Raw genomic sequence first — 26,058 nt, 5'->3', positions numbered from 1 at the left:
CAATATGGGGTTAGCGAACGCCGTTATGCGCCAGACTGAAGTGGTTGCCGTCCGGGCGTTTGAAGCGCCCGCCCCATGCGCCGCCAATGGATTCCCAGAACTCGCCCAGCGGGCGATAGGCTTCGGTGCGGGTCTGGTATTCCCCGTCAATAAACAGATTAAAATCGACGGCCAGTCGCTGGCAGTGCAGGCTGTTGGCAATGCCGGTGCCTTTTTGTGCGTTGAGTCTGGCCTGCTCCGGTGTGCGCCAGGCCTCGCCAAAAGTGAGGCCGTAGCCCTGCTCACTGGCGTAAGTGATAAGACGCGCCACCATAGTGGTGAACTGTTGTTGTTTGGTGGACAGTTTCATCAGAAGCCTCCTTTTTTTCTGTTTTTGCTGATGCATTGCCATAGCCAGTAGGCAAGGCGTAACAGACGATGAAGTTGATGTTTATTCATGGCGTGACGGCCCTTTACTGTATTTTTGCAAAAAACGGCGCAGGCACATTTCGACGCACTGGTAACCTGCAATGCCCAGTGTGGCCCCGACACCGGCCACGGCCAGTGGTGACAGGTCGGGAAACTGCACCAGTAATGCGGCGGCCGATATGGAGAGCACGCTACCGGCCAGTGTGCGCCCGATAAACAGGCGCAGTGTCAGTGGCTCGGCACTGGCCAGTGCCTTGCTCATGGCAGCGACTGCCCCGACCAGCGCCAGTGTGATAAGGGTGCGTTCGTGGTCGTGAAGCATCGGTCACCCCATCAGGCCGCGCACATCATCTTCGGAGAGCACCCGTACCCCGTTAATGCGCACAAAGTCGGGGCTGGCCACAAAATATTTGAGTTTGTGGGTAGTGTTGTCGGCGCTGTCGGTATCGATGCTCAACAGGTTGGAGAGCACCAACTCACAACCAAAAGCTTCCACCTTGATTTCTTCGCTGCCGGTGTTGGCATAAAAGACAAAATCCATGGTGGGCAGGTTGCGCCATGAGCCTGCCCGTGCGGCGATTTCGCTTAACTGGTTGAAGCTGCGGGTGGTCATCTCGATTTCGCCCTCGCCACTGACCGGCCCCCGCAGTTTGCCGTCGGGAATGCCGCGTGTTTTGGCGACGGTGCTTTCATCACTGATGTCGAGCGAGATGCTTTTGACGTGGATATCCAGTCCACCGACAAACACATCAAATGCCATGCCGTTTACACGTGATGTCATGCGTTATCCTCCAGTGCGTGGTCTAACTGAATGCCCACCCTGATGGTTTTCGGGCAGGCATACGGACGCACGATAATGTTGATGCTGACGGTTTTGGTGTCCTGCCAGGTGATGGTGATATCCTCCTTTTTCGGCGGTTTGACTTCGCCGGGAAAGGTGACCCCGTTAATCTGGGTGGACTTCGCCATGGTGCGCAGCGGTTCGGCAAACAGTGTTTCGTGCGCGGCAATGCTGCCCGGTGTGCTGTTGAGTGTCCGGTTGGCAATCTTGGGAATGGCCATCAGGCGCACGCGGCGCGCCACCTTGTCGGCCACCCGCACATGCTCAATGACGTTATAGTCACCGCCATCTACCTCAAGAGTGACGCCATCAGCCCAGTACAGACCGTCATAGTCGGCGTACCACATCGGGACGCTGTAACGGACGGTGGCGAGGGCTTGCAGGGTGGCCAAATCTATCGGTTGTTTGGCACTGTCCTGTGGCTTTTCGCTGCTTTTTAGCCCGACGAGCGCACCGGTGGCCACGCGGGCGGGGCTGTCGGCAATGGTGACAGCCGCATTACACAGGCGGCCAGCCAGCACGCCGATGTCATAACCAAACACCTCCGGCACCAGCATCACCTGTGGGGCGACTATCCCTTTTTGCAGTTCGGTCAGGGTTTGAATGTATTCCGCCCATGTCTGTGTGCCGGTGTTACCGGCCACCGCCAGCAGAAACCACACCCAGCGCTGCCGCTGATTAATGAGGGTCTGGCGCAGGGCTTGGGCGGCGAGAATGTCATCCTGCGAGCTGACCGGTTCGACCAGTACCACCCCTTCAACCGACAGGGTTTCCTGTGCGCGAGTGATGGCTTCCACCCATGCGGGGGCGGCAGCCTGAGGGCTGTCTTTGGCTCCCTTGGGGGTTTTGGGTAATACGCAGGCGTAGCAGAATGCGTTTTGTCCCGCGTTCAGCAGGGCGGCTTGAATGTTGCTTTTCAGGGCGCTGTCTTCACTGCCCAGCAGGGTATCCAGATTGCTGTTGGCATTGATGGGGAGCACCTTGCCGTGACTGGCATGTGCCATACCCACAAACAGCAGCGTATTTTCAATGCTCTTGGGGGTACTGCTGTACGTGTTGTATTGATTGATAGTGACGGACGGCCATGTCATGGCGACCTCCTGATGTTTTTGTTACGTATTAGTGCCATAGTTCAGGTTGCGGAGCTGGGTCTCCAGAATGCGGGCGAACTCCTCACCACTGGCCCCCAAAAAAGCGCGGGAAGGGAGCACGATTTCCCATGTGCTGCGCTTGCTCTTGCCTTTCAGGATGTCAATCACCAGCCCGGCCTGTGCCATGTTCATGTGTTCGATAATCCATTTTTTGGAAGGTTTTCTGCGCCCTCTGTGTCCGGTTTTCTTGCTTACCGCCCCAATAGGGGCGCGAAACCCCAGTGAGAGCAGGCGCTCTGCCTGTCCTGATGTGGCGGGCTTTTTACGCAAGGCGTCACTGCGATACCGCCGTTGCAGGCTGCTGGCTTTCATGGTGATGCGCGTGCCGTGTTGTTGCGCCCATGCCACGAGGCCGCCATGTGTGCGGGTGGCATAGTTGCCAGACTTAAAATAAAGCCTGACGCTTTTGTTGGCTTTGTCGTTTTTAATGGCTAGTAGCTTGGGCATGCCGACGAGCATCTGCGCTTTGCGCTTTCCCTTTTGTTTTCCGGTTTTTTTACGTGGAGCCCATTTGACGCCTTCGGGCGTTTGTTGCGCCTTCACATGGCGTTTTGCTGCCGGAATAAGGCCATATTTTGCTATGCGAACCAGCAACTTCTGTGCTTTGGTCGGGGTGAGCTCGGCATCCCTGACCGCGCGCAGCACTTGCTGGAGCTGGGCTTCACGGATACAGGGGTGGTTCATGAGGCTACTCCTAAGTGAATACGGTGCGCCTGCGCGACCCAGATATCGGGTTTACCCAGCCGGTAGCGTTTGCCGCCACGAGGGATAGGGCCGTTTTCGTCCTCTATCAGCACGATGGGGTCAACCAACGGGAGGCTGATTTCAACCCATGCCACCGCGTTTTCGTCATCCACCTCAACATCAATAGCAGGGGCATCGGGGGCCAGCTTTTCGCGTAGTTCGCCTGCGCTGTCTGCCAGCCAGCTTTCCACCAGTGAGAAAAGTAAATCCGGATCTAACTCCCGGTATGGCCACGCATCCCACCTTAAAAAGGCGGTATATTTTCTGACCTGCGTACACAATTGGCCGTGTCCGAGCACCTTGATGCAGGGGAGCAGCGAAATATCATCCATATCGCTGGTGAACGGTACCAGTGCGCGTTGTGGCAGATTGGCCTCAATAAAGTCAGTCAGTTGAGACAGTTGTGTCACGATGCTCACCTCAGTCAATCAGGCAAACAGAGGCGCGCGGACGCATCATTAATGCACGTATTGCCATGGCAGACTCGGCCAGCAAGCTGCGGCGGCTTTCGGCAGCTTCTATTTGGGGCTGGGTATCTCGTCTGCCCACGCTGGCGGCTTCCGGTATCAGGTCTGCTTTGGCGCGGGCGTAAACGGCTTTGATGTACAGCGCGGCAATATGGCCGTGTGTGGGCATATCGTGTTCGCTTTCGCTGCGTGGTGTGGGGCGCAATACGCGATAACCCGGAATATCATTGGCCGACAGGTAGCCTTGCTCCCGAAAATAGGCCTGTCGTGATGCCAGCTCGACATTGATTTCTGCGATAGCACACAGCAGCGCATTCAGTACCGTATCGTGTGACGTTACCGCAGGAATGGTGCGATTTTTTTCAAAGTCGCCCGCGTCAATATCCGGCCAGAACCCATCGTTCTGAATGATGGCCTGCTGGTAGTGAAGGGTTTTTCCGTCAAACATCGTTATTCCGCCAGAGAAAGGTGGGCTGTCTGGTTTCTGTAGCCATCGCGGCGTTATTGCCGGTATGCCTCCACCACGCCCACCCGGTTGTTGGTGTTCTGTTACTCTGCCTGCAAGGCGCGCAGTCGTGCCGCAATACGCTGACGCTGTGTTTTGACCTGAATTTTCGGGTGCAGCCATTCGGCCCGCTCCAGTAACTGGTCGGCCTGCATCAGCTTATCCGGGTCATTCACCGCGCTGGCCAGCGCCTTGCCATCTTCGCCGCGCAGCAGTTGTAAGCCCGCAAAACGGTAGTAACGCGCGGTCAGTCGTTCGTTAAGTCGCCACGTATCCCGTACCTTTTCAAACAGTTGTGAGAAGTAGGGCTCTGTGCTGTGTCCGCGCTCCGCTTCGGTTTCCGCCCAGTCCAGAATGAAGTGGGCAACAAACGACTGCAGTTCGCTTTTAAAGCCATCGGGGGTTTTTTGCCCCTGAGCAATCGCGATATCCGCCCACTGCAACGCCAGCTCAAACTGGCCGGTATCAAGCAGCCAGATGATGCAGTACACCAACACGGGGTTCTGATACACGCGCTCGCCATCCAGATAGGCCTGTGCGTGGGGCATCCAGCGCGGGAGTAACACTTCTCGTTTGAATGCCTGTTTGTCGGCTATCAGCTCCATGCCATGCAGCTGTTTCAGGTCGTTACCCAGCGCCAGCAGTTTGATGTGCTGGCTCTCTTGCGTTGTCCCCGCCACCGGTGCCTCAGCCAATTGGGCGGCACGTCGCTCGGCGAGTTGACGGGCTTGCTGGCGTTGCATGGGCGTCATGATTTATTCCTGTTCTGCGTCATTTTTTGGCGCAGCTTTCTGCGCGGGGGCATTTTTTGGTGTTGCTTTCGTTTTGTCGGTAGCAATAGTGACCGCAGACTCATCTACGGCAGCGTACAGATTCGGATCACCCAAGGCATAGCCTTCATAGCGCCAGTAGCTGTTTTCGAACTGTTTGCGGTCGCCCACATCCTCGGCCTTGCGGCGACGAGAGCCTTTCAGCGTCAGAATTTGCAGATTGGGCAGCATCGTCACCACCATGCGCTTGCCCGGCATGAACGGTGGAATAATGGCTTTGCGACCCGCGATATTTTTGGTTAGTAGCTGTGCGGCCACCTTCTCGGTGGGTCTGTCTTCCTTGTTGTAGAGGCGCAGCTCTTCAGCGGCCACAAGGTCAGCACCCACCAGTACGGTAAGACGCGGGTCATTGTGGTACTGCACCGGAATGCAGGTGCGGATCAGGTCGGCGGCCATGGCATCCAGTCCCAGATAATCCCCCCCTTCACCCAAGGTGACGGCGTCCGTCAGAATGCGGGAGGTGTTACCTTCCTGTTCGCCCCACTGTCTGGCGATTTCATGCCAGCCGATATTGACATCTTCGCCGTTCGGGTTTGTTTCCGGGTCAGAGTTTTCTGCCGCTTTCTTACCGTTGAAGCCGATGCGCAGCATGTCCAGCGCAAAGTTGGTGACAGCGGCGGAGTTCATCAGGTTAAAGAATTCCTGTGGGCTGCCCGCATTTGCCCAGATGGCAAGTTGTTCCCAGGTGATCACGCAACAGGAGTCGGTTTCTGCCAGTTTAAATTCGTTACCACTGATGCCGGAGCCCTTTGTAAAGCGTCCGCTTTTGACGCGACCAGTACGCAGCGTGGACTCGCCCACGATAACGACCTGCCCCTGCGGGTGGGGAACGTCAAGGCAGCTCAGGAACCCCAGCAGTTCCACGCTTTCCAGCATCGCTTTGCGCAGGGCGGTGGTTTTGGGTTCTGTCAGCGAGTAATACCTGTCTTGAGATACCTGGCAGTCACTGAATGCTTTTTGTAGTGCGCCGATATATTGATTAACCAGCTTCTGCGCTTCTGGTGTCATGTTCATTGTGTACTCCCCTCATTACACCAAGTTAAAGGTTTCGCCGCCCGCCGGGTTGTTGCCGGGGAGTTGTGTGGCATCCTGAGTCAGTTCAGTGAACGCCGCTTCCATTTTGTCGACCTTGCCAGCAATGGCGTTTATCGTGGAAAACAGTTTTTCGCCTTGTTCCGTCGTCAGCGTGAAGGTTTTAGTGTCCTTATCGCTATTGTCAGTGGTGTTGCTTTCCGGCGTGTTGTCGCCAGCGCTTTCCGGTTCTTTCTGTTCACTGAACTGCGCGACTTTTTCTTCCATTTTGTCCAGACGTTCGCTGGTTTGGTTGATGGCATCCATCAACTGGTTAAATTGTTTTTCGTTCATGCTGTTGTCGTTTTCCTGTTCGTGGGGAGCAGATGAAAAGAAACGAGAGAAAAATCTGCGTTTTGCCTGTTCGTCGTCAGATTGCAGGGTGAAATTCAGCTCTTCCGTATTGCCCATATGGAGGACTTCGCCTTGCGAAAATTGCAGGCGAGTCGTGTTAATGCTGGCGGGTGTATCAGTCACGGCAATGCCAGACAAAAAGAATTTGCCTGTGCCCATGTAATTTTCCTTCACTTCAATGGAGGTAAAGAGTTTTTGCCCGGCCTTGTTGGCTTCCAGCAGAAAACGATTGGGGATCAGGCGGGCTTTAAGCTGCACTTTGTCACCCACTTTCTCTGCTTTCAGGGCATCAATGAGACCGTAGTTGTTAGTGAAGGCGCGCCACGCGGAATCGGCATGAAACGGCCAGAGCATGGCGGTACGTTCATCCGGGTTGTAAACCTCGGCAGCATCTGTCAGCCACTTTGGGTCAATTTCCCGACCATCAATGGTGGGCCCCGAAGTCGCCACCACCACCCAGTCTGTTTTCTGTTTCGCCATCTGAATTAATCCACTGATAAAAACATCTGGCGTTATTTAACGGCGGGATAAAAACGGCGTCATCCGTTGGGTTTCGGGTACTTTCGGATATCGGGCAATATCCGAAAATAGCCGAAATCTGCCGTTCGTTTTTACTCAAACCTTTGCTGAGAATGAGAGGGGAATCATACAGTAGAGGTTATTTATGGCTTATTCAGATGAGGTGATTGCCGCTGCAAAATCGCTGTACCTGAAAAGGCATACCCCCAAAGAGATACAGAAAAAACTCGGATTAAACAGTCCGCGCATTATTTATTATTGGGCGACCAAATTTGAATGGTACACGCAGCTCAGCACGGAAGGCGTGGAGGAGGTGATAGCCCGGCGCTGTAAAGTGCTGCTGGAGCGTGACCTTAAAACTCAGGAGGAGCGTGACGAACTCGACCGCCTGATTGGGCACCACGTCAAACTGATGTCGGTGAGAAATAAACACACTGAACGCATGGCGGAGATTGAGCGGACAGAGGCCGGTACGTCTGGTTCTGGTCACACCGTTCGAGGTGAAAAAGGGGAGCAGAAAGCGCGCCCTCGCAAGGCAAATGATGTCTCAGGGCTGGCGGCAGAAAGTTTTGAGCCCTTTATCCAAAAACTCTTCAGCTACCAACAACACTTGCGGAACAATAAGTTTCGGCGTGTGCGTAATCTGCTTAAATCTCGTCAGATCGGGGCCACGTATTATTTCGCATTTGAAGCATTTGAAGATGCGGTATTAAGTGGCGACACACAGATATTTTTATCGGCCTCCAAGCGTCAGGCAGAAGTCTTTCGCACCTATATTGTCAAAATAGCCCAGACGGAATTTGGCATTCCCATCAAGGGCAATCCGATCAAATTAAGTAATTTGGCCGAGCTTTATTTTCTGGCCACAAACAGCAACACCGCACAATCAAACAGCGGTCACCTCTATATCGACGAATACCTGTGGATCCCGAATTTTCGTCGCCTTAATGAAGTGGCTTCCGGGATGGCCACGCATAAGCACTGGCGTATTACCTATTTTTCCACACCGTCAGCTAAAACCCATCAGGGCTATCCGTTCTGGTCAGGTGATGAGTGGCGTAAAGGGGATACCAAACGAAAAGATGTGGTGTTCCCCTCGTTTGATGAGATGCGGGACGGTGGCCGCGAATGCCCGGATGGCCAGTGGCGTTATGTCGTGACACTGGAGGATGCCATTGCCGGTGGTTTCAATCTGGCTGATATCAATGAGCTGCGCGAACGTTACAACGAAAGCGCATTCAATATGCTGTTTATGTGCGTATTTGTGGATGATAAAGAGAGTGTCTTTAAGTTCGGCGATTTGATGCGTTGTGGGGTGGATATTCGGACGTGGGAGGATTTTCACCCTGACGAACCCATGCCGTTTGGTAATCGGGAGGTGTGGGGCGGGTTTGACCCTGCGCGCTCAAATGATAATGCCACTTTTGTGGTGGTCGCACCGCCACTGGTGGCGGCTGAACGTTTCCGGGTGCTGGAAAAGCACCACTGGCGCAGCATGTCATTCCAGTTTATGGCTGAGCGTATCCGTAGTATCAAGGCGCGTTACAACATGACCTATATCGGCATTGATGTGACAGGGCTTGGCTATGGCGTCTTTGAGCTGGTGCAAGGCTTTGCGCATCGTGAAACGGTGGCCATTCACTACAGCGTGGAGTCTAAAAATCGTCTGGTCATGAAAATGCTGGATGTGATTTACGCCAACCGCATTGAATGGGACGAAGAAGCTACCGATATTCCCGCCTCTTTCCTCGCCATTCGTCAGGAAACCACCAACAGCGGTAATAAAGTCACTTTCACCGCAGAGCGTAGCGAGGAAACGGGGCATGCGGATGTGTTTTTTGCTATCGCCCACGCGTTGAGTAATGAGCCGCTGAACTACCAAAACAAACGTAAATCGACATGGATTTTTGCTGATGACTAAGAAAAGAAAATATCCTGTCCAGTTCACTGAAAATAAGCATACCAGTTCCAGCCGGACAACCCTTATTGAGTTTGGTGATCCTGAGCCCGTCGCCGCGTGGGGTTGTTATTACGGCACGCTCTGGAATGGGTATAACGGCTATTATATGCCGCCCATTGAGCGAACTGACCTTGCGGTGCTGGCCAATATTGCTCCGTACCATGGCGCAGTGCTGCGGGCGCGCGTCAATATGATAGTGCAGGGTTTTCGTGGCGGCGGCGGCATGACTCATGCGGCGATGGCCGCTGCGGTCACCAACCTGCTGATATTTGGTGATATGGGGTTACTGAAAGTGCGAAACAGGCTGGGGCAGGTGGTGCGACTCCACACACTGCCGTCGCTGTATCTCAGGCGTAACGGTGATGGCGGTACCGTCATTGTGCAGTCTGCTCTGGAAGACCTCACCTACACGCCTGATGAGGTCATTTTTGTCGCCATTTATGACCCGCAACAGCAGGTCTATGGGGTGCCGGACTATATTCACGGCATGGAGTCGGCCATGCTGAATGTGGATGCCACCCGCTTTCGTCGTAAGTATTTCAAAAATGGCGCACACCTTGGGTACATCCTTTACACCACTGACCCGGATATGACCCCAGACCTTGAAGAGGCATTTCGCAAGAAAATCGAAGGCTCAAAAGGGGCGGGAAATTTCAAATCGATGTTTATCAATATTCCCGGCGGGGATAAAGAAGGGGTGAAAGTTATCCCTATTGGGGACAGTGGCACGAAAGATGAGTTTCTGAATATCAAAAATATCAGTGCTCAGGATCAGCTTGTAGCCCACCGTTTTCCACCGGGGTTGGCTGGTATTATTCCCGCCAATACCGGTGGACTCGGTGACCCGCTAAAATCCCGCGAAGCCTATTATAAAGATGAGGTCATCCCGTTGCGCCGGTTGATTATGGAGGGGATAAATAGCGACCCGGATATTGGGCGGTTGGGGCGTGTGGTATTTGAACTGGGATTCGATGAATCAGCAGAGTAATGCACAAAGATGGCAAAAAATTGGATAAAATCCCCTCACAGGAAGCGAGCTTGTAAGAGGTGGATAGTGCGCAAACAAAAAGCGCGGTGTCATTGCTGTGGTGCGCAAGCCATCATTGAGAAGACCGCCTGGAAAACTGACGACTATGCTGATGTTTACTACCGCTGCACGCGCCTTGAGTGTGGGCATACATGGGTAATGAATCTGGCTTACTCACACACACTGGTTCCCAGCGGCCTACAGAATGGCATGCTGAAATTTTTTATTGAGCGTATGCGGCCAGAGGAAAAACAGTTGGCGCTGGAATTACTACAGGCGCAATAGTCAAGCCCGCCGATGGGGCGGGGTTTTATTCATTTGACCTGACGATATTCTGCTTACCATGTTGCGGGTAATGCGTGTCGGGCGGAAGTTATCGTGCAGTGTTGCTGAGCGTATCATATTTCTTGGCGATTTCACCGGCCGCTTTTTCAATGCCTGGGTAAACAGTGCTTTCGTTTATTCCAAAACGAGCCAACTGCTCCATCAGGGCTTTTTTATTATGAATGCGGAATTTTTTGACTTTGAGTTCGCTGTATCCAGTTTCAGGAAGAACAGCATCTTCCCCAAATATCAGAAATGCGCCGGACTGCGAGTTAATTCGAGGATTTGTCATTCTTCCCTTGACCACGATAAGTCGCTGCAGATCCGCTGGTTCTATGACGTGCTTGAAGTAGGATTTTTCATCCTTAATCAGATGTAGTAGCTGCGCGCAGGAACCGGTTCCGTTGAACTCCTCTTGCTCAAGGGTGAAGTTCAGAGTTTTTTTCAGGTGTTCAGGTAGACGTGACAGATTAGCTATGCAACTGACCGTATCAGAATCAAAGAACTTTATCTGGCTTTTTCGAGTTGTCATAATGATGACGTTTCCCTCCACCTCTGCACCGTTCTCAAACTTTATATTTGAGCAGGCAAAATAGAGTGCAATAAGCGGGTTCGTGGTGACGTCCAGCAATCGGGTTGGCAGGCCGTAGTGCTGCATTCTAACCAGTTTATCGAGCATATACCGGTCACTCATGAACTCGGCGGGTTGAACCGTTAGCAGTTCTGTGATCATCTCAGACTCGTGCTGGCGGTAGCGAAAGTTCCCGTGTGCATTTTTACGGTATAACGATGGAGTAAGCTCATACCGGTAATCGGAGTGTCCACGGTAAAAGACTTCTTCGTCCTTCCCGAATTCATGCTCTAGCACTCTGTTGAGGTATGTACTGACGTCTGAAATGCTTTCCTGTTCGTAATGCTTATCAGGTGGGTTTATGTCTCCGGAAGGCAACCCGTGAACATTATTATTTATACCCATCACTCGTAGGGCATCTAACAATTCAAGCTTCTTAACGGACCAGTGGGTGCGATGGAGACCAAACCCACCTAGCTGGAGGATGCTGGAATATTCCTTTTCATTGGCGAGTCTACAACGTGCAAAATCTTTGCTGATTTTAAATTTAAAGTCGAGAACGGTTTCGTTCTTTTCCTTAGTAATCTTAAGATCAGTAATTGAACCAATCCTGACGTCGGAATAGTCCGCAGTACGCTCATCGTCCTGTTCAGGCTCGGTCATGAATATAACCGGCAGGGTAGCTATATACTGTAACGTTTCAGACGTCAGCGGCAGCAACTTATTCCTGATATCCTCTGCTGTAGATTCAAACAGGCGGGAAATAGGAAAACTCTCCCGTCCTTCTTTCATCTGAAAGAAATTAAACGAGCCGCCTACAACGATAAAATTAAACATGAGTTATCCCTGTCCCTGAGGGACATCAGCGAGAAAGATAGTCCGTACAGCTTTTCTGCAAACCGATGTCAGGTCAACCTCTAAAATATGGTTACCGGTTATTCGGTGTGTCGGTGTCAGATGTTAAGTATTGTCACCGAAACGACCTGTATACGCCTAACCTGCTCCCCAGTGATTAACACACTATGATAAAGGTGTTTTGCCTGTTCGAGAAGTGACCTTAAAAAATCCTCCCCTTTGCGATCATTGCTCGTCTTTTTTATAACATAGTCCCAGAACGCCCAAATATCTGATATTACAATTTTTTAAATTAACTAAAGAGGAAGGTTTTGAGAAAAGAGGAAACCTGTACTTAATTTCTACTTCAGCTAACTCAGTCAACTTATTTCTCCAAATTAATATATATAACTTTTATTTTACGATAAACATTGTAACCTGCAGAAAATCATCCTTCAGCAACATCTTGCTAGCGTCGATTTTCACTTTCCGTCACGGGATGTTCACCCAAATTTTCAGGCAGCTCTTCAAGCATTTCTTTTGAATGATATTGAAGAACTATTTCCCCTTTTGTTAACCTTTCCGTCCAATATCTACCTACTAACTTCAGTTTCGGGCTCTCAATGATTTTGAACACCACGGTTCCATCATGGGGAATGCTTCTCTCATTTAAACTTAGCCTAGGCTTGCTTGCATAAGAGTATGCTACGTCTTTAATTTGTCGTTCAGGGTCGATAAGAAAACCCTCAGAATACGAAGAGCTTTCCATTTCACTCGTTCGCATCATGCAGCTAATGTGGAAGAAAGATTGGTTCACAGTTAGCATTACGGGTATAGGTGGTGGTTTTTCTCCAGTTTGCGGGTTTTTCCAATCTGAATATATAAAACCTACCCAGCTTCCACTCAAGTTTGGAAAAGGAACGAGCCAGCCTCTAAATATCTTAAGTTTCCATCCCCATTTTGCGAACACAGCAACCATCAAAAGGTCAATACTCACCACCTTTGGTATAAGTCCCAAAAAATCTTTTATCTTGGACAGGTCTAGCTCATTAACATAGGCGAGAGAAAACCAAGCGACTGCAGAAAATGCGACTAGCAGGTATAGCGAATTTTTAAATGTCACATTACGCATTACTTGAATTCCAAGTAGTTCCACGCTGCTTTAGCAAACTCGCGGCCATCTTTGCGAGCCCATTTTTGATTTGAGTGAAAAAGGTAAAAACATTCATTCACTTCCACCCAACGCTCAGAAGTTGGCTCATCACCTTGAAGGTTCTCCCAAATATGGATAAGCATAGCACGGAGGCATTTTGTCCATGTTGAATGAGCAAACACAATATCTGGGCAGTTATAAGCTAAGCACTCCATAAAAAAGGATGGCAATTCGCGAAATGTTTCATCTTTCGTCATCACATTTTCAATACGTTTTAACAGGCGTGCCCCCCTTTTGTAGGCATAATTAGTTCGATTGTTCTTTGCTATTCCGTTTTTCAATTGCTGGGCAGGGTAGTTAACAATGTTATTGCCGTCAGTTTTGAATATTTTTGTTCCGTCTCTTGTTTCATTTTCCATGTAATATTTATAACTAAAACATGGAACAACATCAGCATCTACGCGAGCTGAGCTAGAATTAATCTGTATCGCTGTTGACCCCGAAGAATCAACTTGACCGGAAAACTTTGTTTCCATCGCAGTTATAAGCTCGGTTCTCAATTTTGCTGGGGTCCAAATTCCTTTATATGGTTCACCTGGCGTATGAATACTTTCTTCTGTTTTCTCCCAATACAGAACCTCTGTACATTCAACAGCTATATCCACATCACTGTCTGAACGCACATTAGTATTATTGGCGTAAGACCCTTTTGCATAAACTTTTAATGAGCAATTGTTGAATGGCGCGTGTGAATAAATTGCTTCGCGAATCATTCGCTCCGTTCTATCCTGTTTATCCTGTTCGGTGCTACTCGAAGGACCTGTCCATCCAGACAATTTATCTTCTAGGCTCATTGCTTACCCTCAGAAATACAATAATTTAGTAGAAGGTGCAGTTTCTCCAAATCGAACATTTCTCTGCCTTCTTTTGCCATTTTAACTAATGCCAAGCTAACGTTTATATGTCTATAACTCAAAGGGTTTTTCTTGGTTTTGTGTTCTGCCAAGCAACAATATACTGATATGCAAGCTCAGTAATTCTTACTCATTTAACAAAAGTATCAGATCAAGCATGAGTCAGTGCAGTTCTGTTTAGCTTTGAGTTGCCGAAACAGGTGGCGCATTTTCTGGGCAAAGTGCTCCACGTTTCGGGCCTGCTGTTTTTCCTCCGGTGTTGGTTTCGTGGTTGCTGGCTGAATAGCCAGCGGTGCCTGGGTGTGTTTTTGCAGTAAAGCGTTATGTCTGGCTATTTTCTCCGCCAGTGAACCTTCCTGTGACAGCGGTGCAGTGTTGTGCTGTGCCAGTATCTGATTGATGCGTGAGACGCGTTCATTGAACAGTGCCGCTTTTTGCTGGTTATCCGGGCGTGGACGATAGGGCAGGCAAAGCAGTTCCCCGCGTTCGGTCAGGCGATAGCAGCGTGTGGTGGTGTAATAGCTGCCGCCATCGGCCAGAATGGTGCGCGCCAGTGGGGGCAGGTTTTCCCCGATATCTTCCAGATGGGTATTGAGCAGGCGCAGCCTGTGCTGACGGCGTTCGGCAGCCTGATGGCGTTTTTCCTGCGCACGTTGGGCGGCCAGTAATTCGTCTGGTGCGGTGGTAACTGGGGCTTTGGTGCAAATCGGCGGAATTTGTCGCAATCGCTTGAGCAATGCGCGGCGCTGTTTGGGGGTAATGGTGTTGAAGTCGGTGATTTCCTGTTCTTCACCGGTTTTTTGTGTGGTGCAGTTTTCGTCATTTTCTGGCTGTTTTTTCTCCTCTGTCGAGTTATTGACAGGACTCCAAGGTGCGGCGGTGCCGCATGGGGTGCCTAACTTCTCCATAAGGTCGACGGTTTTTGGCTTCTCTTTTTTGCGGATAGTGAAGGTCTTTTGCCGCGTACAGATTTTGGTGTCTTCCCCTTTATTGGGTGACCAGATACCAAAGATTTTGGGGGTGACTTCACCGTAAGCATTGGGTTTGTCGGCAAGCTCATAGGCCAGTGCGACGGTGTAATCCTTGCGGGGAATAAGAACGCCTCCCTGTGCCTTGATGTAGCTGGCAAAACACCCGGCATCGGCTGCGGCCATCACCCTGTCCATCGCGGTATCGGTTAACAAAGATTGTCCGGGCTTCCACCGGCGGGCGTGTTTCAGTTGCGCTTCCATCCGGTTACTGAGTTTGCGCAGTTCACGATAGGGGGTGACCGGTGGTGTCCCCACAAACTGGTATTGCCGGATACGATGAGTGGATGCCCACGCCATGGCGCGGCGGGCGGTTTCTGCCAGCGGGCGGCCGGTTTCGTGGTCGATTTCCCCCTCCAGTGCGTAACCGTCAATATTTTTGCTGATGTATTTGGCTGCGTAGGAAGTGGCCGTCCCCTTGCTGGGTTTGATGTACTCCACCTTAAAGCGCGCTGTCAGGTTTTTACCCAGCTCTTCGCGGTCTTCTGCAATGAAATAGCGACGCAATATTTTGAGTATTTTGGGGCGCAGTGCTTTGGGCATAAACAGGCAACAGTGCAGGTGTGGCGTGCCATCATGATGAGGTTCGATAACCCGGAAACCGTAAGGACGCAGGCCTTGGTTTCTTAACGCGGTAAACGCCAACTCCCACGTATCCATCAGGTAACGGTGCGCCTCTTCCACGGTACTGTGGTTCCATTTGTCATTCATGGCCCCACTGACCTGATAGTTAGCGTGATATTTTGACGGGGTGGTGATGGTTACAAATACCCCGCAATCACTCCGCTCATTAGCCACGGCCTCCACTCCGGAGACCCGCGCCATCAGTTCATGACGGCGCAAGACCGGGTTACTGATGCTGGCCATAGCCATCGCTTCCAGTGAATAAACGTTGCCTTCGTCATCGACCAACTCATGAGTTTGCAGGAACGTCAGATTTTTGCGGCGCTGGTGTAACCACTGTTGCAGGGCGTCACTGCTGATATAGGGGGAGGCGAAACGATGCACCATGCTGACAGCGCGTAACTGCTGTTCGCGCCACTGGGTACGTAAGCGCCACAATTTGCGGCCCCACCATTCCGGGCTACAGAGCCGCGCAGCCGCTGAGAAAAAATCCGGGCGGTTGAACTTGCGCCAGTCACGCAGGTACGGCATGGGGGCGGTGATACGCAGGGCAAACAGCTCAATGACCAGATGACAGTAAATATTATGCAGGTAGTCGTCACTTTTGAGTTCGGGCTGCTGGTCACACTCGGTGTAAATCATCTCGTTGATACGTGCCGCCAGTCCGTTAGCCAAACTGAGAATACTGCGCCGGTCTTTTTCCACCAGACGCGGCCACACGGCATGGTAATAGGCAGATAGCTCCGAGGTGTGAGCGCGGTTGATACAGTGCAGGCGTTTGACGGCCTCCAGACGCAGCAATGCGTTTTTCACGGTATTCATGAAAAAGGCATTGAGGCGTTCCTTATCGCGAAAAGCGGCGATTTTGTTTTGAAAGGTTTGGCGAATAAAAAAGGGCTGGGCATAAAAGCGTTCGCGCACGCCTTCGATGGTTTTATCCCATGAATGCAGCGCTTTCATCCATTCGTCACGCTCCTGCCGGGCGCGGTCGCGTTGTATCCGTGAGGCAATGGACAGTGAACGCGCCTCATGGAGAGCGATTTGCTCCCGCAGGGGCAGGCTTTGTTCGCCGAATGTCAGCCAGACTGAGCGCTGAAAAGCGCGCAGCGGCACACGTTCGGGCGTGGTGGAATTATCACTGTGATGTCTGTTGGCCATGGCAAATTCTCCGTGACGATAACGGATAGCGTGCTTGATAGCGGTTCAGGTCATTTCCCTCGCAAGGGGGGGGTAACACGCCTTGCGAGGGAGTGATATTAGTTTTGAGGTGTATCCGGCAGCAGGCCGAGCTCGTGGGCTTCTTGCACGATGTAGCACAAATCGTCATGCATGTAGCTGGTGAGGTGCGGCAAAAGGAGCTGGAGCATGGTGCTGCTCTGTTCACGGTGTGAATCAACGAACAGATAGGTGGCGATGGCTTGAACGCGATGGAGTTTGCCGCAGGTTTCCGGGCTGAATTGTGGGTGTTCGCCGTTTTGTGGGCGAGTGGAAGTATGGATTGTCGCCATGATGCAACCTCTTTTGTGGTTTGAATTAACTCACCACATTCGAGGCTAATCGAAAGGGTGGTGAGACGTACAGGGTTAGCCTTACCGGACAAAAGAGAAACCGGCGCACCCGAAAGTGCCCCTGCACGCCCCACCATTGTGCGAAAACGTGGTCGTGCTTTGCGCATAAAAAAACCGCTGGCGCGGTTATGCGCTCTTTTGATCTCCGGGAGGCTAATCCCGGCAGCCGATTTTGCGGCTGCGGGGAAAATATAACGCCCGGTTATCGTATTAGGCAAGCGGTTTTTGTCTGTGCACAGCATGGCAGTTTGTCCTGATAACGGTGATTGACTGCATCCCCCTGCCAGTGGTGTGACTGACAGGGGGCTTGTTACTGGTTTTTGGAACTCACGCTTTGCGACATGCACAAATGCGAGGTCATCGCTCCGGCTTTTGGGTGATATAAAAATCAAATACCATGTCTATGCGTCGCAGGAGTGCTTGCTGCATGAGTTCTGGCGCTGTTGACTCAGTCGGTGAACCTAGTCCGGCCATAAAATCAGCAATTTCACTTTTAATAAGCGCTTTGAGCTCAGTGAGCCCCTTTATTTTGGGGCTGCATGAAAAACAGCAACATTGTGGTGAAGGTTTCATTCGGCCTCCTCAATAACCCGGATGAATTCCACCTCACTGGCTGTCATTTGCTTGCCATCGGCCAGAAAGAGATACAGACCATCTGGAATAGATGAGTAGGACTCGGTGTGTACAATCAGGCTGTCGTCGATTTCGTAGCGTTTTCCATTAGAGGTAAAACGGGTGATAAGGCGCTCTTGAAGCATTATTTCGTCTCCTCTTCGTAACCAAATGGCGGGAGATTAAATTCACTGTTGATACGCGTTATGACGGATGAGACGGCCAGTATCTGGTCGTGTACATCGTTCATGGCATGGTGAGTTGGTTTTGCTTTGGCGCGGGGTAGAATGCCAAGCATTTTGCCAATGGCTTCTACGGTGCGAACGTCGCGCTCATCCCAGTATTTCCAGACAACAGCAGTAGAGATGCTGTAACGCACAAAGGCTTCTCTGATGATAGCGAGGTCAAATGAAGGGGATTTCGCCCAGACGTATAGGGGAAAGTTTTCGGGTTTGTGTTTGATGATGAAGTCGTAAAAGTCCGTCAATGCAACACAGGTGTGCTCATTATTGTCTGTGACAATTTCTGCACGCGCCTCACTGGACTGACGTAGCCACCATTTAATTGTGTTGGGGGAAAAGTGACCTCCTTTTTTGATATCTTCTTCCCAGTCAAGGCGTGCGTAGAATTTTGCGCCCACCTCGCCGGAGGTGGGATCGAAAAAAGCGGCAGCGATAGTGGCAATAGCAGCATTCTGTTGCTGGCTGAGAGTTTCGATATCAATCATTAAATTATTCATGGCTTGTTTCCATTTCTTTATTGCCTGCTCATCCCTTGCAGAATGGTTATTGGGATGAGTGAATCTCTCCGCGTAATAAGCGGATTTGTTTTCGGGTTGTGTTTATTTATGAATTAACTAATGTGTTTTCTGCGTCTTTTAATATTTCGCTGTTTATTTGATGTCGATATGAAATCTAATAACCTGACAATAAGAGGTGCGGCTATTATTGATATACCAACAATAATCCATGATTTCAATATGGGGATGACGGCATTCATGCGGCCACCGCAATATCAAATGGGTGAACGGAGTCGCCATTTTCTATTCGTATTATCAGGTGGCTGATTTCCTGAAATGCATCAATGTCATCTGCAAAAAACGCCGCAGTACGCAATGCCTGTAACCCTTGCATCAGTGACTCGGTTGCTATGGGTTCTGTGGCGTGGCCTTTGGTGTACAACGCAAAGTTGTGGCGCTCCAGAAGGTCATTGATGATTTGTTTGTATGGTTTATTCATGTTTCCCACTCCAATAATTCGAATGGATGTCAGAGATTGTCGGATTCATTAATCGACGCATCGCCGCAATATTTACCATGTGTTGAATATCTTTTTTTAAAGCCGCAGGATATTTCTTTGTTTTCTGCGGCATCATCTCGGCAAAATATGGTCATTAACTCAGATGGATGGGATATTGCGTTTTTTTCGGCGTCACGCATAGCACTGACAACCTTTTCGAATGGCAATTCAATCGTTATACGATGACCATTTAAATATACGGTTGTGGCTTTATATTTTTCTTGCGGCGCTATTCCATCAATTGATGAGGCACGCAGAATTAATTCACCGCGAAAGTCGGTGAAGTGAATAAAGATATTCTGCGATGATTTATTCATAATGTTTTGACTCGGTTGCTGTTGTTGATTTATGCCGGGTTTTAGCCATGCCCGGCGCATGGTTTTGTGGTATTTTTCCACCGCCCACAGTCTTGAAGGGGCTGTAAAGGGCTGAATGTACTTAACCACGAGGAAATACAATGAAATTCAATTTATTCATTGAAATGCATCGGGTGTACTGGGTGCTTTCAGATGGTTCGCAACTCATCAAGAGCCCCTTGTTTGGTGCCAAAAAGGAAGCGATCAAAGAAATTGAACGGCTTGTCAATTTAATGAAGTCTCCAGTTTTTGTTGATCTCATGCCTTCTGGGATATCTCCTGACAAGGAATTAGCGACGGTGGTTATTGCAAGAGATAAAGGCTGCTGGGGGTGGATACTATCTACCCCGATAAACGGGCGGCTTTTTGAAGTAGAAAGGCATTTTGCTTCACGCTTCAAAGTCTCTGATGATGCGCGAGTTAATGCGCGTATATTCTGCAATAGCATTGTTGATGCTCCAGTTCTGGATCAGAATGGGGTCGCGATCCCTGCCCTCTGGTTCTCCAGTGAGTTCGCGAAAGAACACAATATCGGTGATATTCACCCATCCGGAAAATGGTTAGAGTGATTTACTGAGTTGTGCTTTTTTCTGTGCGGGACGCAATATTCCGCACAGTTTCCTCAGTAATAATCAATTCATGGATCTGAATTCTATTAGTCTCTTTATTAATGCTATCAATAACAGTAGCGAAAAAACTCATGAACTGCTCATATGTGACATCAACGGGAATAAGATTCCCGGATACAACCAGTTCAGGCGTAATTCCAATATTATTGTCGATATACACTGCCTGCAATTGATCCAGACGGAAAAAGCTGTTACCAACAGGCGTTCTTTCATTTTTAATTCGTATGAATGCTTTCGATAGCGGATTAATCGTGTTTATTAATGGATTTACTTTTGTGCTGTCCATTGTTTTGCCTCGTAAACACTTTTTATCTAACGGTTTTGATATAACTCAGTAATTTCCCATATTTGAAATAACGTCGCCGTATGTGGTTTGTGGGAATCAGAATAATCAGTACTCCTCGACTCATTTATTTAGCTGCGTTTATACTTTGTGTCGATCATGGTTAGTTATTCTCGTAACTTCCGTTTCTTTCTAATCTTGATTTTCTGCCCGTATAAACACGCTTACCTTTAATAAGTTTGCAATCTTCCTTATTTGCAGGAGCGAACCTTCTTTTCTGGCGGTTATATGTCCAGTAGCTTTTCCAGTTGTGCCATTCTGGTAATTCGCACTCCGGTAGCTCGTCTGCCAGTTTGTCCCATGCTTTGACGTTAAACCACCACGTACCATCTGATTCTTCATCTTCAGGATTTTTGCGTGTTTTGTGTCCTGGCATCTGTCCGCGCTGAATGGCTGCGCGTAGTGCTGATTTTGTTAGTCCAACATATGCTGCGCCTTTTTCCAGTGAACAAAGCCCGGCGATTGGCCCATCTAGGCGCAAAGTTATTCCCTTTTTGTAGGTACGTTTTTGTTTATTTTCTTCGTGTTCACAGTCGTTTGCGGCATCCGTTAGTTCAGTTTGCACATTACTTTCCCGAAGCCGTTGGGTGTCGTTGGCGTTCATCACATCTGTTATGTGATTGGCGTCAGATAACTCTTTATCGGCAATGAGCTCCTGCATTTGTTATCCTCTTACGTTGGTGTGCTTGTCGCGCCTTGTGATGGTTTACTCTGATTTGTTTAATGTCGAGATTACGACACTTGAGGGGATTTTAGTGGTATGAATTCGACACTGTCAACAAGTATCGGTGAGAAAATTTTAATGATTAGGAAAAGTGAAGGGCTTACAAGAAAGCAATTCTTTGAACTTACAGGGATTCCGGTTAACACCCAAAGGTATTACGAAACAGGAAGACAAGAGGGGATTGGGAGTGAGATTTTGTTCAAGATTACAAAGAATTTACGGCTTAAAAAGTATGCGCTTTGGTTAACGACAGATGAAACATTTGAAGTCGGAGGGCAAATTGCCCCGGCTCTCTCTCTTGATGGCTCTATTCGGTCGGAGGGCGATCAGGCTTCAATCGGCATTACCCAAAAATCACCCCAATCAGACCACAATGCTGGCTGACGTTACATATTGAGCGAATTGCATCTCGCAAGGAGTATTTAGCTAGTTTATCCGTTGGAGGGGCTGATCATGTCGATTAAGCAACTCAAAGACGGACGTTATCAAGTTGATGTAAGGCCGCAGGGAGCGCAAGGAAAGCGTATTCGTAAGATTTTTGCCCTGAAATCAAAGGCTCAGGAGTTCGAAAAATATATTTTACAGAATTTCCACGACAAGCCATGGCAGGCTAAACCAGCTGATCAGCGGCGATTATCTGAGCTGCTTGATGTGTGGTGGATGCTTAATGGCCGTAATCAGGCTTACGGTGATACTTACAGGGTTAGACTGGAGAAGGTGATTCGTGAAATGGGAGATCCGCGAGCCAGTCAGATGACGCGAAAATTTATGCTTGAATATCGGTCAGATAAATTACAGGCAGGGTTAATGCCGTCCAGTATTAATCGTGACTTGTGCGCTTTATCGGCAATGTTCACTGTATTGATTGATGCTGAAGTCTTTCATAACGAAAATCCTGTCCATGGAATACGTAAGCTGAAAGTTCGGAATACGGAAATGGCTTTTCTTTCTGATGATGAGATCGAACGACTGCTTGAGCGGCTTGAGGGGGATGCGCGGCGTGTTGCTATCTTGTGCCTTTCTACGGGAGCTAGATGGAATGAGGCTGCGGGGTTACGCGGAGAGCATATCGTCGGCAATCGAGTGACGTTCTTTAACACCAAGAACGGGAAATCTCGTTCTGTGCCTGTAGCTAATTCGGTGCTTTCGCTAATAAAAACTCACCGAACCGGGCAACTGTATCGTGTTGACTATCTTCAGTTTCGCGAGATCCTGCGGGAGGTGAAGCCAGACCTACCCAAGGGACAGGCGACACACGTAATGCGTCACACATTCGCTACACACTTCATGATGAATGGTGGAAATATCGTTACGCTGCAACGGATTCTAGGGCATGCAACCATCCAACAAACAATGACTTATGCGCATTTTTCTCCGGACTTTCTGCAGGACGCAGTCAGCTTCAACCCGCTGGCTGACAGTGTCCACAAACTGTCCATCGATTAGTAAAAATTTGCGCTAACTTGTTCCCCCTGTTTTTGCTTATGTGTTGAAAAATAAGTAAATAGCAGGGGGAGCAAGAAAAATTAAATCACCGCGAGGCGCTTTTTTATGGGCAATGATTGATTAAATCATGCCGATTAGAAGGCGTAGTTGAAGTTTACGCCATACAGCAATGCGGTACCTTTAGAATCAAACTGATAGGTTGTTCCGCCCAATGCAGCCGGTGTTTTTTCCGTGATGTGCACGTTCTGGCCATGCATATAGGAAATACCCACGTCAACTGATGCATCTTTGTTGAAGGCGTAGGTGGTACCCGCGCTTATCCAGAAACGGTCTTGGTCTGGAATTGAGATAGTGCGGTTATCTGCTGGAACCGGGCTATCATCGAAAGCAATACCGGTGCGGAAAGTCCAGTTATCATCGTAATAATAGGTGGTACCCAGCGCGATACGGTAAGCATCGTGGAAGCCTTCTTGCTTTTCAAACAGAGTGTTACCGTTGGTTCCGGTGGCTTTCAGCTCTTTGAACTGGCTCCAACTGGTGTAGGCCAGGCTATAGTGAATCGCCCATTGTGGTGCCACTTTATTGTAGCCAGACACTTCCCACACTTCTGGCAGGTTTAGAGTCAGGGCGCCTGGAATCACTGCACCACCGGTGCCACCTGGTGGTGGTAACTGGCTGCTGAAGTCGCCATCAAAGTCGATTTTCACTTTTGAACGATAGGTAAAGCTGTAACGGTTTTCTTTATCCACTTCATACAGCACGCCGGCATTCCAACCATAGCCCCATTTGGTCCCTTCCATACGGGTGACTTCAGTATTGGCCGGGATAACTCCGCGACCAGCTTCACCAATATGGCGCACAATCTTGGCATCGGCATAAACCGCATTGAAGCCCAAACCAAAGCTGAAGTTTTCATTCAGGCGATAAGCTGTGCTCAAGTTCAGGTTGGCGGTTTTCAGGTCAGTTTGCCCCCCCAGAGAACCGGCAATATAGTCATCATTAAATTCAGTGGCCAAACCGTAGTTTGAAGTACCGGAAGCCCCAATCGCCCATTGCTCATTCAGCGGCATAATAAAGTGGATATTTGGGATCCACGCCGATGGCGCGATGTTTTTGGCACTGGTACTTCTGCCCGATAGGGGGGATGTGCCACTGATATCAACGTTTGGGTCGACATACACGAAGCCGCCGGAGAATGAAGGGCGGTCGAACAAAGTCATGGCGGCGGGGTTGCGGCTACCAACAGAAGCATTGTCAGCAACGGCGCCTTCACCAGAGAAAGAGCGGCCCAATGCAGCTGCTGAATATTCATTCAGCTGAAAACCAGCTGCAGAAACGTTCGAAGAAATCAGTGCTACTGCAGCTGCCAGAGCTGATCGGGTAAACAGGTTTTTCTGGTTCATGACCAAAACCTCATTGTTTTATTTAAACTATGTTACATACCGTAACAAGAGAATGCGGGATTGTAGGGTCCGTTATCGGTCAGACAAAGCAGACCAGTGGCTGAAGTATAGGTCCGACCTGTGTGCGTGTTGCAAGTATGTTTTGGGATTTGGTCAAATTTGATTGCAAAAAATAGACGCAGTTAACAAAAAAATCACAATTAGGTAGCAATTTGTACATTATTGATGAGGGAGCGAACAATTTTAGCGTGATTTCCGTCACTTAATAGGCCTATAAACAGTAAGTCCTAGTGCCTTGTGACCTAGGGTAGTAAAATGACGGTAGAGAAAATATTTTTTTGCACTCTGTCTTATCTGCATTAATTGATAGGTGATGTGCGTTTATTTTGAAATATCCGTTGAGGAGAATTGAAGATGTCAGATGCAATCAATCGCTGTAGTGCGGAAGAAACCGCAGCTTGCTGCTGTATAGATGTAGGCACTATCATGGACAATACTGATTGTACCGCGTCCTATAGCTGCGTATTCGACAACCGTGCTGATGCTGAAGCCATGCTGAAAACGCTGACTGAAAAAGCGCGGGCTGTTGAATCTGAACCTTGCCTGATCGAACATAAGTTGGAAGAAACTACAGATGGCGTGCGCTTAACCATTGATTTCACTTTCTCCTGCCAGGCAGAAACCATGATCTTCCAGTTAGGCCTGCGTTAATTCGCACTTTACTGTAAGTTGATTCAGGTAAGCTGAATATCCCTAAAACGCGGAGCTTTTTGCTTCGCGTTTGTTTTTGTACTCTTCTCGCATTTCGTGCTGAATTTATTGCATCAGAAACCTCGGCTTTATATGTCTTATCCATCCGCCAGTTCCTCCCTTTCCTTTCTTTTTATAGTGAAAAGTTGCTCCTGCTCCCACTTTCCTGCTCTATAGGTTTACCAAATGTAAATGTTTGGTTAACAATAATTGGATCAGGTCAGACCTGTTATTTGTTATGCTTTAATAAAAGCCACTTTGACTTATCAGGAGCATGTATGAGTAAGCCATTACCGCTAGTGACGCGCCAGGGCGATCGCATTGCCATAGTCAGCGGACTGCGAACCCCTTTTGCCAAGCAGGCAACTGCTTATCACGGCGTGCCTGCTGTAGATTTAGGCAAAATTGTGGTCAGTGAACTCTTGGCCAGAAGCGGTGTTGCTCCTGAATTCATTGATCAACTGGTGTTTGGTCAAGTCGTCCAAATGCCAGAAGCGCCAAACATCGCGCGGGAAATTGTGCTGGGAACCGGCATGAGTGTGCATACTGATGCTTACAGTGTCTCCCGTGCCTGTGCGACCAGCTTTCAGGCGGTGGCCAATGTGGCGGAAAGTATCATTGCTGGTTCAGTGACTGTGGCGATCGCCGGTGGTGCGGATTCTTCCTCTGTTTTGCCCATCGGTGTCAGCAAAGCATTGGCGCGGACCTTGGTTGACGTCAATAAAGCACGAACTTTATCCCAACGATTGAAATTATTTAGCCGGTTAAAACTGCGCGATTTGCTCCCGGTGGCTCCAGCCGTCGCAGAATACTCAACTGGCCTGCGGATGGGCGATACCGCTGAACAGATGGCAAAAACCTATGGTATTAGCCGCGAGGATCAAGATGCTTTAGCGCTGCGCTCGCACCAAATGGCGGCACAGGCCTGGCAGCAGGGATTATTACAAGATGAGGTGATGACAGCTTATATTCCGCCTTATCGTGATGCTATCACTGAAGATAATAATATCCGCAAAGATTCCACCATGGCGCAATATGCGAAATTACGCCCGGCATTTGATCGCAAGCATGGCAGTGTCACGGCGGCGAACAGTACGCCGCTGACCGACGGTGCGGCTGCCGTCATGATGATGAGTGAATCAAAGGCTAAAGCTTTGGGTTTACAGCCATTAGGCTATCTGCGCAGTTTTGCCTTTTCGGCCATTGATGTCTGGCAAGACATGCTGTTAGGCCCCTCTTATGCCACCCCATTAGCACTTGATCGCGCCGGAATAACACTGGCAGATTTAACCCTCATTGATATGCATGAAGCCTTTGCGGCACAAACACTGGCGAACCTGAAAATGTTTGCCAGTGAGAGCTTCGCACGTGAAAAACTGGGCCGCAGTCAGGCGATTGGTGAGGTTGATATGAGTAAATTCAACGTATTGGGTGGATCAATTGCTTATGGTCATCCTTTCGCCGCCACCGGTGCGCGCATGATCACTCAAACATTGCATGAATTGCGTCGTCGCGGCGGTGGGCTAGGATTAACAACCGCCTGTGCTGCGGGTGGTTTGGGTGCCGCAATGATTTTGGAGGTGGAGTAATGAGCCAGGAAAATA

General features: G+C 49.5%; 31 protein-coding genes and 1 pseudogene. 8 read left to right on the top strand and 24 right to left on the bottom strand.

The genetic code is table 11. The features are described 5' to 3' along the window. Positions 1-10 precede the first annotated feature (10 nt). The 10 genes from DX162_RS21200 to DX162_RS21155 all read right to left on the bottom strand — a co-directional run bounded on the left by DX162_RS21200 (position 11) and on the right by DX162_RS21155 (position 6,851). On the bottom strand, positions 11-349 hold the full coding sequence (locus tag DX162_RS21200; RefSeq protein WP_004392851.1) for a M15 family metallopeptidase: 339 nt from the start codon (positions 347-349) through the stop codon (positions 11-13). Positions 350-430: 81 nt separating this feature from the next. Then, entirely contained in the window at positions 431-730 is a 300-nt protein-coding gene (locus DX162_RS21195; protein WP_004392848.1) for a phage holin family protein, read from the bottom strand. 3 nt (positions 731-733) lie between these two features. Continuing rightward, complete coding sequence (locus DX162_RS21190; protein ID WP_032821001.1) at positions 734-1,189, bottom strand: phage protein; 456 nt, start codon at positions 1,187-1,189, stop codon at positions 734-736. Further along, positions 1,186-2,340, bottom strand: coding sequence for a DUF2586 domain-containing protein (locus tag DX162_RS21185; protein ID WP_004392845.1), 1,155 nt, complete (start codon positions 2,338-2,340; stop codon positions 1,186-1,188). Before DX162_RS21185 ends, DX162_RS21190 begins: the two co-directional genes overlap by 4 nt. Positions 2,341-2,361: 21 nt before the next feature. Next, on the bottom strand, positions 2,362-3,084 hold the full coding sequence (locus tag DX162_RS21180) for a phage virion morphogenesis protein (RefSeq protein ID WP_032821000.1): 723 nt from the start codon (positions 3,082-3,084) through the stop codon (positions 2,362-2,364). Continuing rightward, positions 3,081-3,554, bottom strand: coding sequence for a phage tail protein (locus DX162_RS21175; RefSeq protein ID WP_032820999.1), 474 nt, complete (start codon positions 3,552-3,554; stop codon positions 3,081-3,083). Before DX162_RS21175 ends, DX162_RS21180 begins: the two co-directional genes overlap by 4 nt. Before the next feature lie 10 nt (positions 3,555-3,564). Beyond that, a complete protein-coding gene (locus tag DX162_RS21170) occupies positions 3,565-4,059 on the bottom strand; it encodes a head completion/stabilization protein (protein WP_004392839.1) in 495 nt (164 codons plus the stop codon). A gap of 101 nt (positions 4,060-4,160) precedes the next feature. After that, on the bottom strand, positions 4,161-4,868 hold the full coding sequence (gpM, locus tag DX162_RS21165) for a phage terminase small subunit (protein ID WP_227744185.1): 708 nt from the start codon (positions 4,866-4,868) through the stop codon (positions 4,161-4,163). 3 nt (positions 4,869-4,871) lie between these two features. Next, positions 4,872-5,960 carry a phage major capsid protein, P2 family gene (locus DX162_RS21160; RefSeq protein WP_004392832.1) on the bottom strand — a complete coding sequence of 363 codons (1,089 nt, stop codon included), beginning with the start codon at positions 5,958-5,960 and terminating at the stop codon, positions 4,872-4,874. Positions 5,961-5,975: 15 nt separating this feature from the next. After that, a complete protein-coding gene (locus DX162_RS21155; RefSeq protein WP_004392830.1) occupies positions 5,976-6,851 on the bottom strand; it encodes a GPO family capsid scaffolding protein in 876 nt (291 codons plus the stop codon). Between the two features lie 184 nt (positions 6,852-7,035). Here DX162_RS21155 and DX162_RS21150 point away from each other — a divergent pair, with 184 nt between their 5' ends. From DX162_RS21150 to DX162_RS21140, 3 genes are all read left to right on the top strand, one after another. After that, a complete protein-coding gene (locus DX162_RS21150; protein ID WP_004392828.1) occupies positions 7,036-8,811 on the top strand; it encodes a terminase large subunit domain-containing protein in 1,776 nt (591 codons plus the stop codon). After that, positions 8,804-9,838 carry a phage portal protein gene (locus DX162_RS21145; RefSeq protein ID WP_032820997.1) on the top strand — a complete coding sequence of 345 codons (1,035 nt, stop codon included), beginning with the start codon at positions 8,804-8,806 and terminating at the stop codon, positions 9,836-9,838. Before DX162_RS21150 ends, DX162_RS21145 begins: the two co-directional genes overlap by 8 nt. Positions 9,839-9,904: 66 nt before the next feature. Beyond that, on the top strand, positions 9,905-10,162 hold the full coding sequence (locus DX162_RS21140) for an ogr/Delta-like zinc finger family protein (protein ID WP_004392826.1): 258 nt from the start codon (positions 9,905-9,907) through the stop codon (positions 10,160-10,162). 88 nt (positions 10,163-10,250) lie between these two features. On the opposite strand, the gene DX162_RS21135 is transcribed toward DX162_RS21140, so the two are convergent. The 11 genes and pseudogenes from DX162_RS21135 to DX162_RS22720 form a co-directional block, all read right to left on the bottom strand. Further along, on the bottom strand, positions 10,251-11,609 hold the full coding sequence (locus tag DX162_RS21135) for an FRG domain-containing protein (RefSeq protein WP_004392825.1): 1,359 nt from the start codon (positions 11,607-11,609) through the stop codon (positions 10,251-10,253). A 466-nt stretch (positions 11,610-12,075) separates the two neighbouring features. After that, positions 12,076-12,738, bottom strand: a complete 663-nt coding sequence (locus tag DX162_RS21130) for a Cap15 family cyclic dinucleotide receptor domain-containing protein (RefSeq protein WP_032820995.1) — start codon at positions 12,736-12,738, stop codon at positions 12,076-12,078. Beyond that, positions 12,738-13,613 carry a nucleotidyltransferase domain-containing protein gene (locus tag DX162_RS21125; protein WP_004392818.1) on the bottom strand — a complete coding sequence of 292 codons (876 nt, stop codon included), beginning with the start codon at positions 13,611-13,613 and terminating at the stop codon, positions 12,738-12,740. The genes DX162_RS21130 and DX162_RS21125 overlap by 1 nt, the downstream gene beginning before the upstream one ends. Before the next feature lie 206 nt (positions 13,614-13,819). Next, the gene (locus DX162_RS21120) at positions 13,820-16,483 is read right to left on the bottom strand and encodes a replication endonuclease (protein WP_098080930.1); all 2,664 of its coding nucleotides are present in this window, start codon (positions 16,481-16,483) and stop codon (positions 13,820-13,822) included. Between the two features lie 98 nt (positions 16,484-16,581). Further along, positions 16,582-16,833 carry a derepression protein gene (locus DX162_RS22730; protein WP_032820993.1) on the bottom strand — a complete coding sequence of 84 codons (252 nt, stop codon included), beginning with the start codon at positions 16,831-16,833 and terminating at the stop codon, positions 16,582-16,584. A 47-nt stretch (positions 16,834-16,880) separates the two neighbouring features. After that, positions 16,881-17,135: pseudogene (locus DX162_RS22725) on the bottom strand (ash family protein); the annotation flags it as partial. A gap of 115 nt (positions 17,136-17,250) precedes the next feature. Further along, positions 17,251-17,466 (bottom strand): hypothetical protein, encoded by a 216-nt coding sequence (locus DX162_RS21110; protein ID WP_032820990.1) that lies wholly within the window; start codon positions 17,464-17,466, stop codon positions 17,251-17,253. Then, positions 17,463-17,651: a hypothetical protein gene (locus DX162_RS21105; protein ID WP_032820989.1), complete on the bottom strand. Its 189-nt coding sequence runs from the start codon at positions 17,649-17,651 to the stop codon at positions 17,463-17,465. Before DX162_RS21105 ends, DX162_RS21110 begins: the two co-directional genes overlap by 4 nt. Further along, positions 17,651-18,244 (bottom strand): 3'-5' exonuclease, encoded by a 594-nt coding sequence (locus DX162_RS21100; protein WP_004392806.1) that lies wholly within the window; start codon positions 18,242-18,244, stop codon positions 17,651-17,653. The genes DX162_RS21105 and DX162_RS21100 overlap by 1 nt, the downstream gene beginning before the upstream one ends. Positions 18,245-18,500: 256 nt before the next feature. Then, positions 18,501-18,743 (bottom strand): DUF4754 family protein, encoded by a 243-nt coding sequence (locus tag DX162_RS21095; RefSeq protein ID WP_004392804.1) that lies wholly within the window; start codon positions 18,741-18,743, stop codon positions 18,501-18,503. Positions 18,744-18,772: 29 nt separating this feature from the next. Continuing rightward, positions 18,773-19,249 (bottom strand): hypothetical protein, encoded by a 477-nt coding sequence (locus DX162_RS22720; RefSeq protein WP_227744184.1) that lies wholly within the window; start codon positions 19,247-19,249, stop codon positions 18,773-18,775. An 11-nt stretch (positions 19,250-19,260) separates the two neighbouring features. Here DX162_RS22720 and DX162_RS21085 point away from each other — a divergent pair, with 11 nt between their 5' ends. After that, complete coding sequence (locus DX162_RS21085) at positions 19,261-19,728, top strand: hypothetical protein (RefSeq protein ID WP_004392800.1); 468 nt, start codon at positions 19,261-19,263, stop codon at positions 19,726-19,728. A gap of 1 nt (position 19,729) precedes the next feature. Here DX162_RS21085 and DX162_RS21080 read toward each other — a convergent pair whose 3' ends face one another. Both DX162_RS21080 and DX162_RS21075 read right to left on the bottom strand, forming a co-directional pair. Continuing rightward, positions 19,730-20,074, bottom strand: a complete 345-nt coding sequence (locus DX162_RS21080) for a hypothetical protein (protein WP_032820986.1) — start codon at positions 20,072-20,074, stop codon at positions 19,730-19,732. 160 nt (positions 20,075-20,234) lie between these two features. Then, complete coding sequence (locus DX162_RS21075) at positions 20,235-20,792, bottom strand: Cox family DNA-binding protein (protein ID WP_004392789.1); 558 nt, start codon at positions 20,790-20,792, stop codon at positions 20,235-20,237. Between the two features lie 99 nt (positions 20,793-20,891). Here DX162_RS21075 and DX162_RS22385 point away from each other — a divergent pair, with 99 nt between their 5' ends. Next, positions 20,892-21,239 (top strand): helix-turn-helix domain-containing protein, encoded by a 348-nt coding sequence (locus DX162_RS22385; RefSeq protein ID WP_032820985.1) that lies wholly within the window; start codon positions 20,892-20,894, stop codon positions 21,237-21,239. Positions 21,240-21,308: 69 nt separating this feature from the next. Continuing rightward, positions 21,309-22,301, top strand: coding sequence for a phage integrase (locus DX162_RS21065; protein ID WP_004392786.1), 993 nt, complete (start codon positions 21,309-21,311; stop codon positions 22,299-22,301). 134 nt (positions 22,302-22,435) lie between these two features. Here DX162_RS21065 and fadL read toward each other — a convergent pair whose 3' ends face one another. Beyond that, on the bottom strand, positions 22,436-23,704 hold the full coding sequence (gene fadL / locus DX162_RS21060; protein WP_004392784.1) for a long-chain fatty acid transporter FadL: 1,269 nt from the start codon (positions 23,702-23,704) through the stop codon (positions 22,436-22,438). Between the two features lie 414 nt (positions 23,705-24,118). Between fadL and DX162_RS21055 the strand changes: the two genes are divergently transcribed. Both DX162_RS21055 and fadI read left to right on the top strand, forming a co-directional pair. Further along, positions 24,119-24,415: a YfcZ/YiiS family protein gene (locus DX162_RS21055; RefSeq protein WP_072076414.1), complete on the top strand. Its 297-nt coding sequence runs from the start codon at positions 24,119-24,121 to the stop codon at positions 24,413-24,415. Positions 24,416-24,732: 317 nt separating this feature from the next. After that, positions 24,733-26,043: an acetyl-CoA C-acyltransferase FadI gene (gene fadI, locus DX162_RS21050; RefSeq protein WP_032820983.1), complete on the top strand. Its 1,311-nt coding sequence runs from the start codon at positions 24,733-24,735 to the stop codon at positions 26,041-26,043. The last annotated feature ends 15 nt before the right edge of the window (positions 26,044-26,058 follow it).

Source organism: Yersinia kristensenii (genome assembly GCF_900460525.1).
Classification (GTDB): domain Bacteria; phylum Pseudomonadota; class Gammaproteobacteria; order Enterobacterales; family Enterobacteriaceae; genus Yersinia; species Yersinia kristensenii.
Note: the sequence above shows the minus strand (reverse complement) of the source record. Positions and strands in the feature narration are given on the sequence as shown.

Coding starts and splice junctions, on each gene's coding strand:
- DX162_RS21075 (WP_004392789.1), bottom strand. CDS start 20,792: ATGCAGGAGCTCATTGCCGATAAAGAGTTATCTGACGCCAATCACATA.
- DX162_RS21195 (WP_004392848.1), bottom strand. CDS start 730: ATGCTTCACGACCACGAACGCACCCTTATCACACTGGCGCTGGTCGGG.
- DX162_RS21095 (WP_004392804.1), bottom strand. CDS start 18,743: ATGAATAAACCATACAAACAAATCATCAATGACCTTCTGGAGCGCCAC.
- fadL (WP_004392784.1), bottom strand. CDS start 23,704: ATGAACCAGAAAAACCTGTTTACCCGATCAGCTCTGGCAGCTGCAGTA.
- gpM (WP_227744185.1), bottom strand. CDS start 4,868: ATGACGCCCATGCAACGCCAGCAAGCCCGTCAACTCGCCGAGCGACGT.
- DX162_RS21080 (WP_032820986.1), bottom strand. CDS start 20,074: ATGGACAGCACAAAAGTAAATCCATTAATAAACACGATTAATCCGCTA.
- DX162_RS21125 (WP_004392818.1), bottom strand. CDS start 13,613: ATGAGCCTAGAAGATAAATTGTCTGGATGGACAGGTCCTTCGAGTAGC.
- DX162_RS21135 (WP_004392825.1), bottom strand. CDS start 11,609: ATGTTTAATTTTATCGTTGTAGGCGGCTCGTTTAATTTCTTTCAGATG.
- DX162_RS21065 (WP_004392786.1), top strand. CDS start 21,309: ATGTCGATTAAGCAACTCAAAGACGGACGTTATCAAGTTGATGTAAGG.
- DX162_RS21185 (WP_004392845.1), bottom strand. CDS start 2,340: ATGACATGGCCGTCCGTCACTATCAATCAATACAACACGTACAGCAGT.
- DX162_RS21085 (WP_004392800.1), top strand. CDS start 19,261: ATGAAATTCAATTTATTCATTGAAATGCATCGGGTGTACTGGGTGCTT.
- DX162_RS22385 (WP_032820985.1), top strand. CDS start 20,892: ATGAATTCGACACTGTCAACAAGTATCGGTGAGAAAATTTTAATGATT.
- DX162_RS21170 (WP_004392839.1), bottom strand. CDS start 4,059: ATGTTTGACGGAAAAACCCTTCACTACCAGCAGGCCATCATTCAGAAC.
- DX162_RS21200 (WP_004392851.1), bottom strand. CDS start 349: ATGAAACTGTCCACCAAACAACAACAGTTCACCACTATGGTGGCGCGT.
- DX162_RS21150 (WP_004392828.1), top strand. CDS start 7,036: ATGGCTTATTCAGATGAGGTGATTGCCGCTGCAAAATCGCTGTACCTG.
- fadI (WP_032820983.1), top strand. CDS start 24,733: ATGAGTAAGCCATTACCGCTAGTGACGCGCCAGGGCGATCGCATTGCC.
- DX162_RS21130 (WP_032820995.1), bottom strand. CDS start 12,738: ATGCGTAATGTGACATTTAAAAATTCGCTATACCTGCTAGTCGCATTT.
- DX162_RS21145 (WP_032820997.1), top strand. CDS start 8,804: ATGACTAAGAAAAGAAAATATCCTGTCCAGTTCACTGAAAATAAGCAT.
- DX162_RS21120 (WP_098080930.1), bottom strand. CDS start 16,483: ATGGCCAACAGACATCACAGTGATAATTCCACCACGCCCGAACGTGTG.
- DX162_RS21055 (WP_072076414.1), top strand. CDS start 24,119: ATGTCAGATGCAATCAATCGCTGTAGTGCGGAAGAAACCGCAGCTTGC.
- DX162_RS22730 (WP_032820993.1), bottom strand. CDS start 16,833: ATGGCGACAATCCATACTTCCACTCGCCCACAAAACGGCGAACACCCA.
- DX162_RS21190 (WP_032821001.1), bottom strand. CDS start 1,189: ATGACATCACGTGTAAACGGCATGGCATTTGATGTGTTTGTCGGTGGA.
- DX162_RS21105 (WP_032820989.1), bottom strand. CDS start 17,651: ATGCTTCAAGAGCGCCTTATCACCCGTTTTACCTCTAATGGAAAACGC.
- DX162_RS21110 (WP_032820990.1), bottom strand. CDS start 17,466: ATGAAACCTTCACCACAATGTTGCTGTTTTTCATGCAGCCCCAAAATA.
- DX162_RS21160 (WP_004392832.1), bottom strand. CDS start 5,960: ATGAACATGACACCAGAAGCGCAGAAGCTGGTTAATCAATATATCGGC.
- DX162_RS21100 (WP_004392806.1), bottom strand. CDS start 18,244: ATGAATAATTTAATGATTGATATCGAAACTCTCAGCCAGCAACAGAAT.
- DX162_RS21180 (WP_032821000.1), bottom strand. CDS start 3,084: ATGAACCACCCCTGTATCCGTGAAGCCCAGCTCCAGCAAGTGCTGCGC.
- DX162_RS21155 (WP_004392830.1), bottom strand. CDS start 6,851: ATGGCGAAACAGAAAACAGACTGGGTGGTGGTGGCGACTTCGGGGCCC.